This is a genomic window from Conexibacter sp. SYSU D00693 (genome assembly GCF_017084525.1).
Lineage (GTDB): Bacteria > Actinomycetota > Thermoleophilia > Solirubrobacterales > Solirubrobacteraceae > Baekduia.
Window position 1 is genome coordinate 2,115,920 of the sequence record NZ_CP070950.1, and the last position, 17,575, is coordinate 2,133,494.

At 75.4% G+C, this 17,575-nt stretch carries 17 protein-coding genes, 1 tRNA gene, 1 other RNA gene and 1 pseudogene; 11 read left to right on the forward strand and 9 right to left on the reverse strand.

Going from position 1 to position 17,575, the window contains the following annotated elements; genetic code table 11:
* Positions 1–61 precede the first annotated feature (61 nt).
* From JUB12_RS10495 to JUB12_RS10515, 5 genes are all read left to right on the forward strand, one after another.
* Positions 62–1,378, forward strand: coding sequence for a M20/M25/M40 family metallo-hydrolase (locus JUB12_RS10495; protein WP_205699569.1), 1,317 nt, complete (start codon positions 62–64; stop codon positions 1,376–1,378).
* Positions 1,375–2,766, forward strand: a complete 1,392-nt coding sequence (locus JUB12_RS10500; protein ID WP_205699570.1) for a hypothetical protein — start codon at positions 1,375–1,377, stop codon at positions 2,764–2,766. The genes JUB12_RS10495 and JUB12_RS10500 overlap by 4 nt, the downstream gene beginning before the upstream one ends.
* Before the next feature lie 9 nt (positions 2,767–2,775).
* Positions 2,776–3,372 (forward strand): MarC family protein, encoded by a 597-nt coding sequence (locus tag JUB12_RS10505; protein WP_205699571.1) that lies wholly within the window; start codon positions 2,776–2,778, stop codon positions 3,370–3,372.
* A 157-nt stretch (positions 3,373–3,529) separates the two neighbouring features.
* Positions 3,530–4,099, forward strand: a complete 570-nt coding sequence (locus JUB12_RS10510) for a TetR/AcrR family transcriptional regulator (protein ID WP_205699572.1) — start codon at positions 3,530–3,532, stop codon at positions 4,097–4,099.
* Between the two features lie 40 nt (positions 4,100–4,139).
* Positions 4,140–5,552 (forward strand): DHA2 family efflux MFS transporter permease subunit, encoded by a 1,413-nt coding sequence (locus JUB12_RS10515; RefSeq protein ID WP_205699573.1) that lies wholly within the window; start codon positions 4,140–4,142, stop codon positions 5,550–5,552.
* A 58-nt stretch (positions 5,553–5,610) separates the two neighbouring features.
* Here the strand turns inward: JUB12_RS10515 and ffs are convergent.
* Positions 5,611–5,876, reverse strand: an RNA gene (ffs, locus tag JUB12_RS10520) — signal recognition particle sRNA large type.
* Positions 5,877–5,914: 38 nt separating this feature from the next.
* On the opposite strand from ffs, the gene JUB12_RS10525 reads away from it, so the two are divergent.
* Complete coding sequence (locus JUB12_RS10525) at positions 5,915–6,238, forward strand: DUF202 domain-containing protein (RefSeq protein ID WP_205699574.1); 324 nt, start codon at positions 5,915–5,917, stop codon at positions 6,236–6,238.
* On the opposite strand, the gene JUB12_RS10530 is transcribed toward JUB12_RS10525, so the two are convergent.
* Positions 6,235–7,083, reverse strand: a complete 849-nt coding sequence (locus JUB12_RS10530; protein WP_205699575.1) for an arylamine N-acetyltransferase — start codon at positions 7,081–7,083, stop codon at positions 6,235–6,237. The two genes, JUB12_RS10525 and JUB12_RS10530, sit on opposite strands and share 4 nt — an antisense overlap.
* An 83-nt stretch (positions 7,084–7,166) precedes the next feature.
* Here JUB12_RS10530 and JUB12_RS10535 point away from each other — a divergent pair, with 83 nt between their 5' ends.
* Positions 7,167–8,363 (forward strand): hypothetical protein, encoded by a 1,197-nt coding sequence (locus JUB12_RS10535; RefSeq protein WP_205699576.1) that lies wholly within the window; start codon positions 7,167–7,169, stop codon positions 8,361–8,363.
* On the opposite strand, the gene JUB12_RS10540 is transcribed toward JUB12_RS10535, so the two are convergent.
* Positions 8,360–8,506, reverse strand: coding sequence for a hypothetical protein (locus tag JUB12_RS10540; protein WP_205699577.1), 147 nt, complete (start codon positions 8,504–8,506; stop codon positions 8,360–8,362). The two genes, JUB12_RS10535 and JUB12_RS10540, sit on opposite strands and share 4 nt — an antisense overlap.
* Positions 8,507–8,620: 114 nt before the next feature.
* On the opposite strand from JUB12_RS10540, the gene JUB12_RS10545 reads away from it, so the two are divergent.
* Positions 8,621–9,820 (forward strand): hypothetical protein, encoded by a 1,200-nt coding sequence (locus JUB12_RS10545; RefSeq protein WP_205699578.1) that lies wholly within the window; start codon positions 8,621–8,623, stop codon positions 9,818–9,820.
* Here the strand turns inward: JUB12_RS10545 and JUB12_RS10550 are convergent.
* Together JUB12_RS10550 and JUB12_RS10555 are read right to left on the reverse strand one after the other, a co-directional pair.
* Complete coding sequence (locus tag JUB12_RS10550; protein WP_205699579.1) at positions 9,817–11,229, reverse strand: ATP-binding protein; 1,413 nt, start codon at positions 11,227–11,229, stop codon at positions 9,817–9,819. The two genes, JUB12_RS10545 and JUB12_RS10550, sit on opposite strands and share 4 nt — an antisense overlap.
* Positions 11,226–12,893: an FAD-dependent oxidoreductase gene (locus tag JUB12_RS10555; protein ID WP_205699580.1), complete on the reverse strand. Its 1,668-nt coding sequence runs from the start codon at positions 12,891–12,893 to the stop codon at positions 11,226–11,228. Before JUB12_RS10555 ends, JUB12_RS10550 begins: the two co-directional genes overlap by 4 nt.
* Positions 12,894–12,963: 70 nt before the next feature.
* Between JUB12_RS10555 and JUB12_RS10560 the strand changes: the two genes are divergently transcribed.
* Positions 12,964–13,037 (forward strand) — tRNA-Val (locus tag JUB12_RS10560).
* A 2-nt stretch (positions 13,038–13,039) separates the two neighbouring features.
* On the opposite strand, the gene JUB12_RS10565 is transcribed toward JUB12_RS10560, so the two are convergent.
* Genes JUB12_RS10565 through JUB12_RS10575 form a run of 3 tightly spaced genes read right to left on the reverse strand, consistent with a single transcriptional unit; the run spans position 13,040 to position 15,095 of the window.
* The gene (locus JUB12_RS10565; RefSeq protein ID WP_205699581.1) at positions 13,040–13,525 is read right to left on the reverse strand and encodes a hypothetical protein; all 486 of its coding nucleotides are present in this window, start codon (positions 13,523–13,525) and stop codon (positions 13,040–13,042) included.
* A 14-nt stretch (positions 13,526–13,539) separates the two neighbouring features.
* A complete protein-coding gene (locus JUB12_RS10570; protein WP_205699582.1) occupies positions 13,540–14,718 on the reverse strand; it encodes a zinc-dependent alcohol dehydrogenase in 1,179 nt (392 codons plus the stop codon).
* A complete protein-coding gene (locus JUB12_RS10575; protein WP_205699583.1) occupies positions 14,715–15,095 on the reverse strand; it encodes a hypothetical protein in 381 nt (126 codons plus the stop codon). Before JUB12_RS10575 ends, JUB12_RS10570 begins: the two co-directional genes overlap by 4 nt.
* A gap of 109 nt (positions 15,096–15,204) precedes the next feature.
* Between JUB12_RS10575 and JUB12_RS10580 the strand changes: the two genes are divergently transcribed.
* Positions 15,205–15,978 (forward strand): class I SAM-dependent methyltransferase, encoded by a 774-nt coding sequence (locus JUB12_RS10580; RefSeq protein WP_205699584.1) that lies wholly within the window; start codon positions 15,205–15,207, stop codon positions 15,976–15,978.
* On the opposite strand, the gene JUB12_RS10585 is transcribed toward JUB12_RS10580, so the two are convergent.
* Positions 15,975–16,838 carry a helix-turn-helix transcriptional regulator gene (locus tag JUB12_RS10585; RefSeq protein ID WP_205699585.1) on the reverse strand — a complete coding sequence of 288 codons (864 nt, stop codon included), beginning with the start codon at positions 16,836–16,838 and terminating at the stop codon, positions 15,975–15,977. The two genes, JUB12_RS10580 and JUB12_RS10585, sit on opposite strands and share 4 nt — an antisense overlap.
* A gap of 102 nt (positions 16,839–16,940) precedes the next feature.
* Between JUB12_RS10585 and JUB12_RS22000 the strand changes: the two are divergent.
* Positions 16,941–17,507 (forward strand): annotated as a pseudogene (locus JUB12_RS22000) (SDR family NAD(P)-dependent oxidoreductase); the annotation flags it as partial.
* Between the last annotated feature and the right edge of the window lie 68 nt (positions 17,508–17,575).

The following is a 17,575-nucleotide window of genomic DNA, read 5'->3' on the forward strand; positions in this document are numbered from 1 at the left end:
GACCGAGTGTAGCCGTGGCTCGGACGCCGTCCCGCGGCCCCTGGGACTACGCTGCGGCGCCATGCCCGAGCCCCTGCTCGACGCGCTGCTGGACTGGCTGCGCATCCCGTCGATCTCCACCGGCGGCGGCGATCCGGCCGACCTCCAGCGGGCCGCCCAGTGGGCCGCCGACCGCGTCGTGGAGGCGGGCGGCGAAGCCGAGCTCGTCACCGTCGACGGGTCCAACCCGATCGTCGTCGGCGAGCTGCGCTCGGACGACGCCGACGCGCCCACGGTGCTCGTCTACGGCCACTACGACGTCCAGGGCGCGGGCGACGAGGCGCTGTGGACGACGCCCGCCTTCGAGCCGACGATCCGCGACGAGCGCATCTGGGCGCGGGGCGCCGCCGACGACAAGGGCAACTTCTGGCCGCTGCTGGCCGCCGCCTGCGCGCTCAAGCGCGAGGGCGAGCTGCCGGTCCACGTGCGCGTGTGCTGCGAGGGCGAGGAGGAGGCCGGCTCGCACGGCGTCATCGCCTGGCTGCGCGAGGACGAGGTCGGCGCCGACGCGGCGATCGTCTTCGACTCGGGGATGGTCGACCCCCAGACGCCGGCCATCACCCTCGGCCTGCGCGGCGTCGTCCAGGCGACCTTCACCGTCACGACGGGCGAGCGCGACCTGCACTCCGGGATCTACGGCGGCACGGCGCTCAACCCGCTGCACGTCGTGACGCGGATGCTCGCGGCGGTCGTCCCCGGGCCGGACGGCGTCCTGCGCGAGGAGTTGCGCGAGGGCGTGCTCGAGCCGGCCGCGGCGGAGCTGCGCTCGTGGGAGGCGCTGCCCACCGGCGCCGAGGTCCTCGGCGAGGCGGGCGCGCGCGAGGCCTACCCCGGCGCCGCCGGCGAGTACTACCGGCGCAACGGCGCCGACGCCGCCCTGGACGTCAACGAGGTCGTCGCGGGCGAGCCTCGGACGGTCATCCCGCGCAGCGCGCGGGCGACCGTCTCGCTGCGCCTGGCCCCCGGGCAGGAGCCGGGCCGGATGCAGGCGGTGCTCGAGGGGCTGCTGCGCGACGCCGCGCCGGCCGAGGCCGAGCTGGAGTTCCGCTGGCACAGCGCGTCGCCCGCGCTGTTCCCGGTGGACGAGCCGGCGATCCAGCTCGCCGCCGGGGCCCTGGAGCGGGCGGTCGGCAAGGCCCCGGCGTTCCTGCGCTCGGGCGGGTCGATCCCGATCGTCGCCGAGCTCGCGGCGAAGGAGATCCCGACGATCGTGTCCGGCTTCGTCCTGCCCGACGACGCCTTCCACGCGCCCGACGAGTCGTTCTCGCTGCGCGGGCTCGAGCTGGGCGAGCGCGCGGGCCGCGAGCTGCTCAAGGCGCTGGCCGAGCTGCCGCGGTGAGCCTCGCGGGCACGCCCCGGCGCCGCGTCGCGCTCGGCGCGGCGGCGGGCGCCGCGTGCCTGGCCGCGGGCGGGCTGCTCGGCCCGCTCAACAACTACGACACCGCGTACTCGCTGCTGTGGGGGCAGGACCTCGTCCACGGCCGCACGCCGGACCTCGAGGTCGCGCTGGCGCCCACGCCGCACCCGCTGGCGACGGCATGGGGCGCGCTGCTGTCGCTCGCCGGGACCGACGGCGCGATCTGGCTGTGGCAGGGGACGGCGCTGGCCGCCCTCCTGGCGCTCGGCGTGCTCGTCGCGGCCCTCGGCGCGCGGTGGTTCGGCCTGGCGGCCGGGCTGCTCGCGGCGGCGCTCGTCCTGACGCGCGAGCCGGTCCTGAGCTTCGGGCTGCGCGCCTACGTCGACCTGCCCTACGTCTGCCTGCTGCTCGCGGCGCTGCTCGTCCTGCGCCGGCCCCGTCCGGCCCTCGTGCTGATCGGGCTGGCGGGCCTGCTGCGACCCGAGGCGTGGCTCTTCGCCGGCGCGTACGGCGCGTGGCTGTGGCACCGGCGCGAGCTGCGCGCCGAGCACGTCGTCCTCGTCGGCGCCGCGCCGGTGCTGTGGGCGCTGCACGACCTCGTCCTGGTCGGGGACCCGCTGTGGTCGCTGACCGGCACGCGCGAGAACGCCGACACCCTCCAGCGCGTGACGGGGCTCGACGACGTCCCGGTGACGGTGCCGCGGCGGCTCGGGGAAGTCCTGCGCGAGCCGGTGCTCGTCGCCGCGGCGGGCGGGGCGGCGCTCACGCTGCTGTGGCAGCGCGCGCGGGCGCTCGTGCCGGCGGCGGTCGTCGTCCTCGCGCTGGCCGCGTTCTGCGTGCTGGCCGCCGCGGGGCTGCCGCTGCTCACGCGCTACCTGCTGCTGCCCGCGGCGCTGCTGGCGGTCTTCGCGGGCGCAGGGGCCCTCGGGTGGACGCAGCTTGGTGCGGACGACCCGCGCCGCCGGCCGTGGATGGCCTTCGGCGCGCTCGTGGCGGTCCTGCTCGTCGCCTTTGCGCCCGGGCAGGTCCGGCGCATCGACCGGCTGACGGACGCCCTGGACCGCCAGGCCGCGGTGCTCGACGACCTGCACGACGCCGTGACCGGCCCGGTCCCGGCCTGCCGGCCGCTGACGCTGGCCAACCGGCGCGGCATCCCGCAGACCCGGCTGTGGACCGGCCTCGGCCCGGACGACGTCCGCAGCGCGCAGGACGGGCCGGTGGCGGGCACCTACGTGACGCCGGCGACCCCGCAGGTCGCCAAGGACTTCGTGCTCGACGCGCGCGACCGCGACCGGCGCGTGGCCCCCGTCCCGCGCGGGGCGGCGGTCCGCCGCGACGGCGCGTGGGCCGTTGCGACCACCTGCGGGTAGCGTCGGGGCGTGGACCTCGACGCCCTCGGCGAGACCTTCGTCACCCTGGCGGTGATCATGGACCCCATCGGCCTCGCGCCGATCTTCGTGGCCATGACGCGCGGGCAGACGTCGGCGCAGCGCCGGCGCGCGGCGGTCAAGGCGGTGCTCGCGGCGGGCGCGCTCGTCATCGGCTTCGCGCTCTTCGGCGGCCTGCTGCTCGAGTACCTGCACGTCTCCGTCGAGAGCCTCTCGATCGCCGGCGGCCTGCTGCTGCTCCTCGTCGCCCTCGAGATGCTGCGCGGCGAGGACTACCCCGAGGCCAGCGAGCAGGACGTCTCCCTCGTGCCGCTCGCGACGCCGCTCGTCGCGGGGCCGGGCGCGATCGCCACGGTCATCGTCCTGTCGCGCACCTACGACGACGCGGGCGGCCGCCTTGGCGTCATCACCGCGATCGTCGGCGCCCTGCTCGTCGTCGGCGCGACGCTCTTCGCCGCCGAGGCCCTCTCCCGCCGCCTGCCCGACTCGTTCATCGACTTCCTCACCCGCGTCCTGGGCCTCCTGCTCTCGGCGATCGCCGTCCAGCTCGTGGTCGACGGCGTCCGCGGCACCCTCGCGGCGGGCTGACCCGTGAGAAGCAGGGGCCTGTCCCCTGCTTCGCACGCCCGCCTGCCGCGACGGGTCGCGATGCCGCGTGGGCGCTTGCGTGAGAAGAAGGGGACTGTCCCCTTCTTCGCACGGCTCGCTTGACAGCGGGCGTGTGTGAGTGAACACTCACACCTCGATGCCCCCCGCGTCCGCCACGACGAAGCGCACGCTGTCGACCGCCGAGGAGCGCCGGGAGGCGCTCGTCGAGGCGGCGGTGCGGGTGTTCGCCGAGCGGGGCTTCCACGCGACGCCGACCCTCGACGTGGCCAAGGCCGCCGGGATCAGCCAGGCCTACCTCTTCCGCCTCTTCCCCACGAAGAGCGAGCTGTTCGTGGCGGCGGTCGACCGTGCGAAGGACCGCATCCTGCGCACGTTCGACGAGGCGGCCGCGACCGCCGGCGAGGAGGGCGCCCTGGCGGCGATGGGCATGGCCTACGAGGCGCTGGTCGAGCGCGATCGCGACGTGCTGCGCCTCCAGCTCCAGTCCCAGGTCGCGGCGGCGAGCGACCCGGCCATCCGCGACGCCGCCCGCCGGTGCTTCGCCGACCTGCACGACCTCGTCGCCCAGCGGTCGGGCGCGAGCCCGGAGGAGCTCAAGGGCTTCTTCGCCGCGGGGATGCTCATCAACGCCATGGCCGCGGTCGACGCCGAGGGCCTCGACGAGCCGTGGGCGGCCACCCTGACCCTCCGCGACCACGACTGCTGACCACCCCCTTTTTGCCCTACGAATGAGTGAGCACTCACACATGTCATCCACCGCCTCCCGAGCCGGGTCGCCTGGCTGGACGCTGGCCCTCACCGGCGCCGCGCTGTTCATGACCGCCCTCGACAACCTCGTCGTCGGGGTCGCCCTCCCCTCGATCCGCGAGGACCTCGGCGGCTCGCTCGAGTCGCTCGAGTGGACCGTCAACGCCTACACGCTGGCCTTCGCCGTCCTGCTCGTCACGGGCGCGGCGCTCGGCGACCGCTTCGGCCGGCGCCGCCTGTTCCTCGTCGGGACGGCCGTCTTCACCGGCGCGAGCGCCGCCGCCGCGCTGGCACCCTCGATCGAGGCGCTCGTCGCCGCCCGGGCGGTGCAGGGCGTCGGGGCGGCGATCGTCACGCCGCTCACCCTCACGCTGGTCTCCGAGGCGGTCGCGCCCGAGAAGCGCGGCGCCGCGCTCGGGATCTGGGGCGGGATCAGCGGCCTGGGCGTCGCGCTCGGCCCGTTCGTCGGTGGGCTCGTCGTCGAGGGCGTCGCGTGGCAGTGGATCTTCTGGCTCAACGTGCCGGTGGGCCTCGTGCTGCTGCCACTCGCCGCGCGCCGGCTCGCCGAGTCCCGCGGCCCGGACCGCGAGCTCGACCTCCCGGGCCTCGGCCTGGCGGGTGCCGGCCTGTTCGGCGTCGTCTTCGGGATCGTCCGTGGCGAGGCGCTGGGCTGGACGAGCACGACGGTCCTCGTCTCGCTGGCCGCCGGCGTGGCGCTGCTCGTCGCCTTCGCCGCGTGGCAGCGGCGCGCCGCGGCGCCGATGCTGCCGCCGCGCTTCGTGCGCTCGCGGGCGTTCGTCGCCACGAACGGCCTGAGCTTCGCCATGTTCTTCGGGACCTTCGGCTCGATCTTCCTGCTCTCGCAGTTCTTCCAGACCGCCCAGGGCCTCGGGCCGTTCGAGGCCGGCGCCCGGACGCTGCCGTGGACCGCGATGCCGATGGTCGTCGCGCCGCTGGCCGGCCTGCTCTCCGACCGCGTGGGGACCCGCCCGCTCATGGCGCTCGGGCTGACGCTCCAGGCCGGTGCGCTGGCGTGGCTGGCCGCCGTCACCGACCCCGCGACGACCTTCGGCGAGCTCGTCGTGCCGTTCGTCATGGCCGGCTCGGGCATGGCGCTCGTGTTCCCGACCGCCGCCGCCACGGTCCTCGCCGCGGTGCGCCCCGCCGACGCCGGCAAGGCCTCGGGCGCCACGAACGCCTTCCGCGAGGTGGGCGGCGTCCTCGGCGTCGCGGTCCTCGCGTCGGTCTTCGCGACCCACGGCGGCTACGGCTCCCCGCAGCAGTTCACCGACGGCCTCACCGCGGCCCTGCCCGTCGCGGTCGTCGTCCTGGCGGTCGGCGCGGTGCTCGCGCTCCTGGTCCCGGGCCGCGAGCGCGACGTCGCGGCGCAGGCCGTCCCGGCCACCGCGTAGGGACGGCGAGGGGTGGTGGGTGCCTGGCACCCACCACCCTGCGCCGTGAAGAGGTGGACCGTGCACCCTCTGTCGAGACGGGCAACCGGGCGCTGTCGCCGGAGGCGGCTCCGGTCCGGGAGCTCCCGCTGCGCCCGCCGGGTGACCGCTTAAGGCTGCTTCCTTCCGGACCTGACCTGGTTCGCGGGCCGACGTCGCGCGGGACCCGGGCCATCAGCACCGCACGGCGGGCTGGCCCCGACGGCGTCGCCCCTCGAGAGGGAGTTCAGCCTCGCTAGAGCGGATTGCGAGTGCAGGGCACCGCTACCTCCCCGCCTAGCACGGTCCGTCGTCCAGCCTAGCGACGAGTAGCGTCCCGTGCGGTGGCCGACGTCGACGCCCGCTTCTCGCTGGCCAACGAGCGCACGTACCTGGCGTGGATCCGCACCGCCCTCGCGCTGCTCGCCGGCGGCGTCGCGGCGGCCAAGGCCATCGAGTTCGACCACGAGGTCTGGCGCTGGGCGGTCGCCGCGCCGCCGATCGCCGGCGGCGGCTTCCTCGGCGCGGCGGCGCTGCGGCGGTGGCGCACCTACGAGGCCGCGCTCGAGGCGGGGCGCCCGCTGCCCGTGGGCCGCGGGCTGGGCGCCGTGAGCGCCGTCCTCGCCGCCTACGCGGTGCTCGTGCTCGTCGCGACCGTCGCCGACTAGGCCGCCGGCGCCTGCTGCTCGGCCAGCCACGCCTCGTGCTGCGCGCACGCCGCGTCCCACAGCCGTCCGAGCCGCGCCGGCCCCAGCGCCGCGGGGTCGATGCCGAACGCGTCGCGCAGCGTCGCGGCGAGGTCGTCCACGTCGACCAGGACGCGCCGCTCGTCGACCGCGGGCCCCTTCGCGCCCAGCGTCCGCGCCCGCAGCGTGACGACGCGGTCGTCCTGCGGGCGCTGGACCACCAGCGTCCGGACGAACGACGAGTCGGCACTGCAGGACAGCCGCTCGTGGTGCGGCGCGAAGGCCCCGAGGCCCACCGCGTCGGGCCCGACCGAGACGCCGGCCGTGGACCCCCACGGATGCTGGCCGACCCACCAGCCGCCGTCGGCCTCGCGCGCGACGTCCCACCACAGCCCGCCACGGCCGTGCTCCCGGCCCTCGACGAGCTCGAGCGGGTCCAGCCAGCCCTCGCCCAGCCCCGCCTCGGCCAGCCACCGCCGGCCCTCGGCCTCGACGACGAGCGCAAGGTGGTTCGTCGGCGTGACGCCCCGCTCGCCGCGCGCGCCCACGACCGCCTCGTGGCGCCAGACCTGCAGGCCGACCGCCTCGAGCAGCGTCGCCAGGACGCCGTTGAGCTCGAAGCAGTAGCCCCCGCGCCCGCCGTGCAGCAGGCGGCGCGCCACGACGCCGACCTCGAGCGGCCCCGTCTCGCCGAGCTGGATGGCCAGGTCCTCGTAGGGCACCGACGCGACGAAGGCGCGGTGCAGCGTCCGCAGGCCCTCGACCGTCGCCGGCGGACGCTCGGCCAGGCCGACCCGGCGCAGGAGCGCGTCGACGTCGAGCGGCACGCGGCGCAGCGTACGCGACGACCGGCCACCCGCGACGGACGTCGGCGCAGTGCCCTACCTTCCGGTGCGTGGGGGCTCACCGGGTGAGGGGGATCGTGGCGCTGGCCGGCGCCGTGCTGGGTCTCGCGTGCGCCACGCCGGCGGCCCAGGCCGGCGACCCGTTCTTCGGCACCTTCACCACCGACTTCAGCGACCCGCAGCCCGTGCTGGACCAGGCGCTCGCCGCCCAGGCCGCCACCGGCGCCGGCACGCTGCGCGAGCACGTGCACTGGGACCGCGTCGAGCGGGCCCCGGGCCGCTTCGACTGGGCCGAGCTCGACCAGCTCGTCGGCCGCGCGGCCGACCACGGCCTGACCGTCCTGCCCGTGCTCATCACGACGCCGTCGTTCTACTCGACGCGCCCCGCCGGCGTGACGACCGACGGCTGGCCCCCGCGTGATCCGGGCTCGATCTCGCGCTTCGCCTACGAGGTCGCCCACCGCTACGGCCGGCTCGGGAGCTTCTGGGGCTGCGTCCTGCCGGGTCTCGCGTGCAAGCGCCCGTACCGGCCGATCCGCGCCTGGCAGGTGTGGAACGAGCCCGACTACCCCGCGTGGTGGCGCACCGGCCCGGATCCCGCCGCCTACACACGGCTGCTGCGTCAGGCCTCGCTGGGGCTGCGGCTCGGCGACCCGCTGGCCGAGGTCGTGCTCGGCGGCGTCTCGCTCGGCGCGCTGGCCAACGGCTACCTCGACCGCCTCTACGCCAACGGCGCGCGGCTGTGGTTCGACACGCTGGCACTGCACCCGTATGCGGCCGACGTGCCGGGGATCGTCGCCCACGTGCAGCGCGCCCGCCAGATCGCCGCGGCACGCGGCGACCGCAGCGTCCCCGTGCGGGTGACGGAGTACGGCTTCGCGACCGGCGGCGTGCGCGAGTGGGTGACCGACGAGGCCTGCCAGGCGTCGCTCCTGCACGCCGCGACGCGCGAGCTGTCGGCGCGCCGCGCCGAGCTGCGCCTGCGCGGCGTCGTGCAGTTCCAGTGGCAGGACCGCGTCGGCGCGAGCTGGCCGCACTTCATGGGCCTGCTGCGTCCCGACGGCACCGCGAAGCCGGCGCTCGGGGCCTTCCGCGAGGCGGTCGCGGGGCGCGCGGCGCCCGCCGGGCTCCCGGCACCCGAGAGCTGCGCCAACCGCCGCAAGGCGCCGGTGAGCGCCGCCCCGCCGGAGTCGGCGACCTCGCCGCCGGACGACCCGGCCGAGGTCGGGCTCCCGCGCGCGACGGTGCGCCGCGCGCGCTAGTCCTTCGAGGGCTGCGCGGCGGCGACCGTCAGCAGCGCCTTGAGCAGCGAGCGGCCCAGCGGCGGGCCGACGTAGACGTTGCCGCCGTGGACCGAGGTCTCGCGCGCGGCGGCGGGGCGGGTTGCGGCGGAGTCCTGGGACATGACCCCAGGATGCATGACGCCGGCGTCATCTTCTGTGCGATCGCTCCGGGATCCCCCTAGCCGGCACGCGAGTCGACGCCCGGCGCGCCGCCCCTCCGATACCGTGGCCGCGCCGTGCTCCGCCGCCGCCTGGTCCTGCCCGTCGCCGCGTTCGCCGCCGTCCTCGCCTCCGCCTCGCCCGCGGGCGCGAAGGACCGCCTCAGCACCGGCAACGACACCACCCGCGTGCGCGACGGCCTCGCCGTCGTCCAGAGCGACAGCGGCTGGCAGGCGTGGGACCTGCGCAAGGGCCGCGTCGGACCGCTGCACGGCGGCCTGTGCGAGGGCACGCAGCTCGCGCTCACCGAGTGGGGCCGCGACGCCGGCGCCGACGGCACCGTCCTCCTGGCCTTCACGATGGGCCCGCAGCCGGAGTTCGGCGTCGTCGCCGCCCCGGGCCAGGCCGACCCGCTGTGCCGGATCGGCTCGCAGCTCGCCGACCCCGACAAGGACGGCCAGGTCACGCCGGGCCTCGTCCAGGTCGTGCGCCTCAAGGACCTCGGCCGCACCCCCGAGGCCCTGCCGACGCTGCAGCTGCTGGCCGACGAGGCCCCGAGCGGCCTGTGGACCGTCGGCGACGACGTGTGGCTCGGCCTCGACGGCGGCGACCGCTACGTGCGCCTCACCAAGGGCGCCAGGCGCTGGAGCGCGCCGGTCGAGGCCGACAAGCGACCGTCGACCGTCGACCCCGACCGTGATGCGACGAGCACGCAGCTCCTGGACGACGGGGCCGTGTGGCAGTGGACCTACGACGAGGGCCTGCGCAAGGGCCGCGTGCGGATCCTCAGCAGCGCGGGCACCCGCCTGGACCGCCGTCCCAAGGCGTCGTGGAGCATCAAGAACCCGTTCCCGCGCCGGATGCCGGTCGAGCCGGGCCTGCGCGGCGCCTGCAAGAGCCCGGCGAAGCTCCTCATCGGCGGCCCGTCGGTCGCGTTCGTCGACTCCGCCGCGAAGGCCGGGTGGGGGCTGAGCGACGGCCTGGGCACCTGGACCTGCCCGCCCACGCGCTTCGACATCAAGAAGGCCAGGCGCGCCGGCGAGAAGGCCAAGCCCTACGTCTTCGCCGAGACGGGCCTCACGCACCTGATGCGCACGGCCAACGGCGGGCGCTCCTGGCGCCTCGTGCGCCGCTTCAGCAACGACAGCCAGATGGTCGCGCTGCTCGACGGCCGGCCGCTGCTCGAGCGCCGCGGCGCCGACGACACCGACTGCCCGACCGCGCTGGCCGTCTACAAGGACGGCAGGACGACCGACCTGCCCTGCCGGCCCGCCTAGGCCGACGGGTCGCCCTGGCGCAGCGGCAGGCGCACGGTGAACGTCGTCGCGCCCGGGCGCGACGTGAACGAGATCGAGCCGTCGTGGCGCTCGGCCACGATGCGCCGCGCCGTCGACAGCCCCAGGCCGGTGCCGCTGCCGACGTCCTTGGTCGTGAAGAACGCGTCGAAGATCCGCTCCCCGACGTCCTCGGGGATGCCGGGACCGTCGTCGGAGACCTCGACCACCACGCAGTCGCCGTCGCGGTCGGTGCGGACGGTGATCGTGCCGCGCTCGCCCAGCGCCTGGATGGCGTTGACGAGGAGGTTGGTCCACACCTGGTTGAGCTCGGAGCCGTGGACGATGAGCTTGGGCAGGTCGCGGGCGTACTCGCGGACCACCTCGATGCTCGTGTGCTTGAGCTTGTGGGCCAGGACGGTGAGCGTCGTCTCGAGTCCCTCGTGGAGGTCGACCTCCACGAGCTCGCCGCGGTCCATGTACGAGTAGGACTTCACCGCGCCGACGAGGTCGACGAGCCGGCGCGTGGCCTCCTTGAGCTCGACGGCCAGGCCGTGGGCGCCGAGGGTCGCGGCGGTGAGCTCCACGGCCGTGGGCGTCGCCGGGCCGGCGATCGCGGCGACCTCGTCGAGCCAGGTGGCGTCCGCCCCGGCGGCGGCCAGCGGCTCGGCCACCCGCCACGGCTCGGCGACGCCGTGGTCGGCGAGGCGGTCGGCGAGCTCGTCCTCGGCGTCGGCGGCGTCGAGGGCGTCCAGCGCGCTGCGGCCCTGGACGCCGGCGGCGAGCCGCGCCTGCAGCTCGAGGATCTTCGCCGCCTGGTCGCGCTCGACGCCGGCGTCGACGAAGCGCTGCATCGCGCCGCCGATGACGGAGAGGGCCTCGTCGAGCTGGTCGGCCGCGCGCTGGGCCGCCGCGGCAGGGTTGCCCATCTCGTGGGCCAGGCCGGCGGCCATGGTGCCCAGCGACGCGAGGCGCTCGCGGTGCTGCTCGACGGCGGTCAGCCCGCTCAGCACCGGGACGACAGCGCGCATGACGCGCGTGTGCACGGTCTGGTGGGCGAAGGCGAGCCGGCGGAAGTCCTCCCGGGGCAGGAGCGCCACGCGGCAGTCGACCTCGGCCTCCATGCGGACGTCGAGCGGCTTCTCGGTGAGCGTCGCCACGGCGCCGATCCACGTCGGCGCGTGCTGGCGGTCCAGCGGCTCCTCGCCGTCGCCGACGCGCAGCCACGGGCGCATCGTGCCCTCCAGGAGCAGGTGGACGCCGAGCGGGTCGCCGCGCTCGGTGACGTCGGTGCCCGCCGGGACGTCGCGGGTCTGCGCGACGGCGAGCCACTGGGCCAGCGCCTCGTCGTCGAGCTCGTCGAACAGGTCGACGCTGCGCAGCTCCTCGAGCGTGAGCGGCGCGCTGCTCATGCGTCGACGAGGTACTGGTGGATGAGCGAGACCGCCATCGAGCCCTCCCCGACCGCGCTGGCGACGCGCTTGATCGAGCGGGCGCGGACGTCGCCGGCGACGAAGACGCCGGGCACGGTGGTCTCCAGCAGGTAGGGCTCGCGGCCCAGCGCCCACCCCGCCTGCTGCGCGTCGGGCCCGGCGAGGATGAACCCGCGCGGGTCACGGGCGACGACGCCGTCCAGCCAGTCGGTGCGCGGCGCGGCGCCGATGAAGATGAAGCACGCGTCGACGTCCATCGCCACCGGCTCGGCGTCGTCGGGGCCCTTGACCTGCAGGCGCGTCAGCCGGCCGTCCTGGCCCTCGGCCGCGACCGCCGACGTGCCGGTGCGCACCTCCACGTTGGGCAGGGCCGCCAGCTGCTCGATGAGGTAGTGCGACATCGACGCCTCGAGCGACGGGCCGCGCACGAGCATCGTCACCTGGCGGGCGTAGCCGGAGAAGTAGACCGCGGCCTGGCCGGCGGAGTTGGCGCCGCCGATGACCACGACGTGCTGGTCCGCGCACGAGCGCGCCTCGGTCAGCGCGGCGCCGTAGTAGACCCCCGCGCCGGTGAAGTCGGCGAAGCCCGGCGCGTCGAGCTGGCGGTAGGAGACGCCGGAGGCGACGAGGACGCAGCTCGCGCTCAGCGTCCCGCCCCCGCTGAGCTCGACGATGCGCCCCGCCCCCTCGGCCCGCAGTCCCACCGCGTCCTGTACGCTCAGCAGCTCGGCGCCGAGCCGGCGCGCCTGGTCGGTCGCCCGCCGCGCGAGGTCCGAGCCCGACAGGCCGGTCGGGAAGCCGAGGTAGTTCTCGATGCGGCTGGACTGCCCCGCCTGCCCGCCGGGCGCCTCGCGCTCGACGAGCACCGTCTTCAAGCCCTCGGAGGCGCCGTAGACCGCGGCGGCCAGGCCGGCGGGTCCGCCGCCGACGATGACGAGGTCGTAGTGGTCCTGCGACGGCGCTCCGCTGACGCCGAGGCGCTCGGCGAGCTCGGTGACGGTCGGGCGTTCGAGCACCGAGCCGTCCTCGAGCAGCGCGACCGGCAGCCGGTCGGGCTCCACGCCGGCCACGGTCAGCAGCTCGCGCGCCTCGCCATCGCGCTCGACGTCGAGCCAGCGCGCCGGGACGCGGTTGCGCGCCAGGAAGTCGCGCAGGTCGTGGGACTCGCGCGAGAAGCGGTGGCCGACGAGCCGCACGCCGCCGGCCTCGAGCGCCGCGCCGGCCTCCCACGTCGTCAGCAGGTCCTCGACCACCGGGAAGAGCTGTTCCTCCGGCGGGTCCCAGGGCTTGAGGAGGTAGTAGTCCAGCGCCACCTCGTTGATCGCCTGGATCGCCGCCTCGGTGTCGGCGTAGGCGGTGAGCAGGACGCGCTTGGCCTCGGGCGCGAGCTGACGGGCCTGGACGAGGTACTCGGTGCCCGACATCCCGGGCATCCGCTGGTCGGCGACGAGCAGGGCGACCTGGTCGCCGCGCCGGCGCACCTCCTTGAGCAGCTCGAGCGCCTCGGCCCCCGAGGTCGCCCGCAGGATCCGGTAGCGCTCGCCGAAGCCCCGGCGCAGGTCGCGGGCGACGGCTGCGAGCACCGCGGGCTCGTCGTCCACCGCCAGGATCGCCGGTCGCCGTGCCCCCTCAGTCCCCGCCATCGCGGGGACCACACTAGTGCGCAGGTCACCGCGCCCTGCGGACCCGCCGCGCGCTACCCTCCTGCGTCCCGGACGCGTAGCTCAGCTGGTTAGAGCGCACGCTTCACACGCGTGAGGTCGCTGGTTCGAGTCCAGCCGCGTCCACCTCAGGCTGCGGCGGCTGCCTTGGCGCTGCCCGGCTTGACCGCCGTCGGGCCCTCGTGGATGCGCTGGTGGGGGTCGAGCTCGTTGGCCTCGCGGATCGCGTCGACGTCGCCGTGGAAGTCGCCCTTGCCCGTCGGGTCGCTGAGCAGCAGCGACTGCAGCTCGAACAGCGCGAGGCCGACGTGGGGCACCCACTGCCGCCGTCCACGCTTGTACTGGCCCGTGACGAACGGCGTGGCCGCGAGGGCGAGCGCACCGGCGAGGTCGAGGCCGAGGTGGACCTTGTACGGGATCGCCTTGACCGCCCCCAGGGGGTAGTCCGTGACGGTGCTGTAGGCGGCGTGCGTGGCGCCCGCGAGGCGGATCTGCCGCGCCGAGCGGGTGCCCTCGATGCCCGCGAGCTTCGGGAACGCCGTCATGAGCAGGGTGCCGACGCTGTAGTCGGTGACGCCGTGCATCGTGGCGTCGATGGGCCGGGGGAAGCGCATGCTGGGTCTCCGGGTCAGGGCTTGAGGACGACCTTCACGCACTCGTCCTGCTTGTGCTTGAAGGTCTCGTAGGCGTTCGGGGCCTCGTCGAGCGGGAGGCGGTGGGTGACGATGAAGCTCGGGTCGATGTCGCCGTTGCGGATGTGCTCGTAGAGCGGCTCGAGGTAGCGGTGCACGTGGCACTGGCCGGTGCGCAGCTGCAGGCCCTTGTTCATGAAGGCGCCGGTGGGGAACTTGTCCATGAGCCCGCCGTAGACGCCCATCACCGAGACGATGCCGCCGGGACGGCAGGCCATGATCGCGTCGCGCAGCGCCGGCCCCTTGTCGGTCTCCATCCGGTTGGCCTGCTTGACGCGCTCGACGGCGTTGAGCGTGCTGTGGCCGTGGGTGGCCTCCATGCCGACGGCGTCGATGCACGCGTCGGGCCCGCGGCCGCCCGTGAGCTCCTTGAGCTGCTCGACGACGTCGGCGCACTCGTCGGGGTTGATCGTCGCGGTCGCCCCCGCCTTCGCGGTCGCCATGTCGAGGCGGTACTGCTGGGGGTCGATGGCGATGACCTGCTCGGCGCCGAGCATGATCGCGCTGGCGATGGCGAAGAGCCCGACCGGCCCGGCCCCGAACACCGCGATGACGTCGCCGCCCTGGACGTCGCACAGCTCCGCGCCCATGTAGCCCGTCGGGAAGACGTCCGTGAGGAAGAGGACCTGCTCGTCGCTGAGGTCGTCCTCGACCTTCATCGGGCCCACGTCGGCGTAGGGCACCCGCGCGTACTCGGCCTGGCCGCCGGCGTAGCCGCCCGTGAGGTGCGAGTAGCCGAAGATCCCCGAGCAGGTGTGGCCGAACATCTTCTCGGCCAGCCCGGCGTTGGGGTTGGAGTTCTCGCACGCCGCCGTGAGCCCCTGCTTGCAGTGCCAGCAGCCGCCGCAGGCGATCGGGAACGGGACGACGACGCGGTCGCCGACGCTGAGGTGCGAGACGCCCTTGCCGGTCTCGACGACCTCGCCCATGAACTCGTGGCCGAGGATGTCGCCGTGCTGCATCGTCGGCACGTAGCCGTCGTAGAGGTGCAGGTCCGAGCCGCAGATCGCCGTCGAGGTGATCTTCACGATCGCGTCGCGCTCGTTGAGGATCCGCGGGTCCGGCACCTCCTCGACCTGCATGGTGTTGCGGCCCGACCAGACGCTCGCCCTCATGCCACGCCCGCCTTGTCGAGCTCGTCGGCGCTGAGCGGCTGCGCGGGGTGCTGCTTGAGCTTGCGCTCGAAGCGCTCGCCCTCGGGCACGCCGTCCGAGCGCGAGATGACCCCGGTCTCGACGAGCTGCTTGACGTGGCGCAGGCGGTCCTTGACCTGGGCGAGGGACGGCGCCCCCGTGACCTTGCCCACGACCTCGCCGACCTTGCCGCCCGGGCCACGCTGCGCGAGCGCGACGTGGACCTCGGTGCCGCGGTCGCCCGGCGCCGCCGCGTAGGTCACCGTCGCACCGTCGATGGCCGGCAGGTCGGCCCGCTCCCAGCACCGGCGCACCTCGTCCTCGGGCGCGAGCACCGTGATCGCCGCCGTCAGCTGCATGGGGTCCTCCTCGTCGTGCGCATGGCCGGGCGGGTGCCCCGCGACGACGCTCCTGATGCGCGGGCCGGTCCTCGCGGTTGGCGCGGCGGGCCATGGGTAGGGCGAGGAGGTGCCCGACACGATCTCCCGACCGCACCCGACCGGCCGCTACGCCATCGCGTTCCCCGACAGCAACGCCGCTGCCGACCAGGACGCCGAGTGCTGCGACCTCCACGGCGAGGACGGCGTGGAGCGCGTGCGCTTCCACGACTACGCCGCCATCTACCGGCGGCCCGGCCTCTACGAGCAGCTGTTCTACGAGGAGCTGCGCTGCCAGTCCCCGCAGGTCGTCACCGAGCTCCTGGCCGAGCAGGTCGCGGCGGCCGGCGTGGAACCGTCGTCGCTGCGCGTGCTGGACCTCGGCGCCGGCAACGGCATGGTGGGCGAGCGGCTCGCCCGGCTGGGCGTCGGCTCGGTCACCGGCATCGACCTCCTGCCCGAGGCGCGCGAGGCGGCCGAGCGCGACCGGCCGGGCGTCTACGACGCCTACGTCGTCGGCGACCTCACCGCGCTCGAGGCCGGCGCCCACGCGACCCTCGCGTCGGCGTCCCCGAACTGCCTGACCACCGTCGCGGCGCTGGGCTTCGGCGACGTCCCGCCCGCGGTCTTCGCCGCGGCCTTCGGCTTCGTGGCGATCGACGGCTGGCTGGCGATGACGATCAAGGAGGACTTCCTCGACGCCGACGACGGATCGGGCTTCGCCGAGCTCGTGCGCGGGGCCGTGACCGACGGCACCATCGAGCTCTGCGCCCAGCGCACCTACCGCCATCGCCTCGCGGCCGACGGCTCGGAGCTCTTCTACTCCGCGCTCGTGGCGCGCAAGCGCGGCGAGCTCGCCACCTAGGCCGGCGCGGGCGCCTGGGCGCCCATGTCCTGCAGGCCGATCGTCGCCAGCAGCGCCAGTGCCCGGGCGTCGTCCGAGCCCGGCGCGGCCGAGTAGACGACCAGCCGCAGGTCGCTGTTCGTGGTCTGCAGCACGTCGCAGTCGAGCGTCATCAGCCCGACCTGCGGGTGGTCGAACGTCTTGCGGGAGGCGTGGCGCGGCATGACGGGTCGCGCCTCCCACAGCTCGGCGAAGCGCTGGCACGTGGCGCGCAGGTCGGCGACGAGCTGGCGCAGCGGCTCGTCGTGCGGGTAGCGCGCCGTCACCTGGTGGAGGTCGGCCACGATCTCGCGCGCCATCCGGTCGTCCTCCTCCGGGGTGCGCACCTGGCAGATCGGGAAGCGGCCGAAGTGGCGCCAGGCGACGTTGCGCTCACGCTCGGGCAGCCCGGACCAGTCGCCCAGCAGGGCGACCGCCAGCGGGTTGGCGGCCACGACCTGCCACGCCGCGTCCATGACGAGGACCGGCTGGTCGGCGAGGCGGTCGACGATGCGCTGGACGCCGGGCGTCAGGTGGCGGTCGATGGTGCCGGGACCCTCGGGGGCGTGGCCGGCCAGGCGCTGGAGGTGGTCGCGCTCGGCGTCGGTGAGCCGCAGGGCACGGGCCAGCGACGCGACGACCGAGGCCGACGGGTGCGTGGCGCGTCCCTGCTCGAGCCGGGCGAGGTAGTCCAGCGAGACGCCGGCGAGGCCGGCGAGCTCCTCGCGGCGCAGCCCCGGCGCGCGGCGCCGCCCGCCGGCGGGCAGGCCGACCTCCGCGGGCGAGAGCCGGTCGCGCCAGGTGCGCAGGCAGCGGGCGAGCTCGTCGCGGTCGTGGTCCATGCCCCCAGTGTGCCGCGCGCCGGCCGGCGCAGGGTGGCCCTGCGAGTCCCAGGCTCGCGGGGTCTCTGGTGCCCGGGGCGGACCCGGCGCAGCATGGCCGCCATGACCACGACGCTCATCACCGGAGCCAACAAGGGCCTCGGCCACGAGGCCGCCCGCCGGCTGCTGGCCGCCGGCCACGACGTGTGGGTCGCCGCGCGCGACCCGGAGCGCGGCAGCGCCGCCGCCGACGCCCTGGGGGCGCGCTTCGTCGCGCTCGACGTGACCGACGACGCCAGCGTCGCCGCCGCCGTCGCCCGCGTCGAGGAGGTCTCGGGCCGCCTCGACGTCCTCGTCAACAACGCCGGGATCACGGGGGCGACGAAGCCCGTGGCGGAGATGACGGCCGACGACGTCGCCGAGGTCCTCGCCACGAACGTCCTGGGGCCCGTCCGGGTGACCCAGGCCTTCCTGGGGCTGCTCGAGCGCTCGGACGCCCCGGTCGTCGTCAACGTCTCGAGCGGGCTCGGGTCGTTCGCGATGACGCACGACCCCGAGCGGGTCGAGTCCACCGTCCCGGGCTTCGCCTACAGCGCCTCGAAGAGCGCGCTGACCATGCTGACGACGCAGTACGCCAAGGCGATCGACGCCATCCGCTTCGTCGCCGTCGACCCGGGCTACACCGCGACGGACCTCAACGGCCACTCGGGTCCGCAGACCGTCCAGGAGGGCACCGACGCGATCGTCGCCGCGGCCCA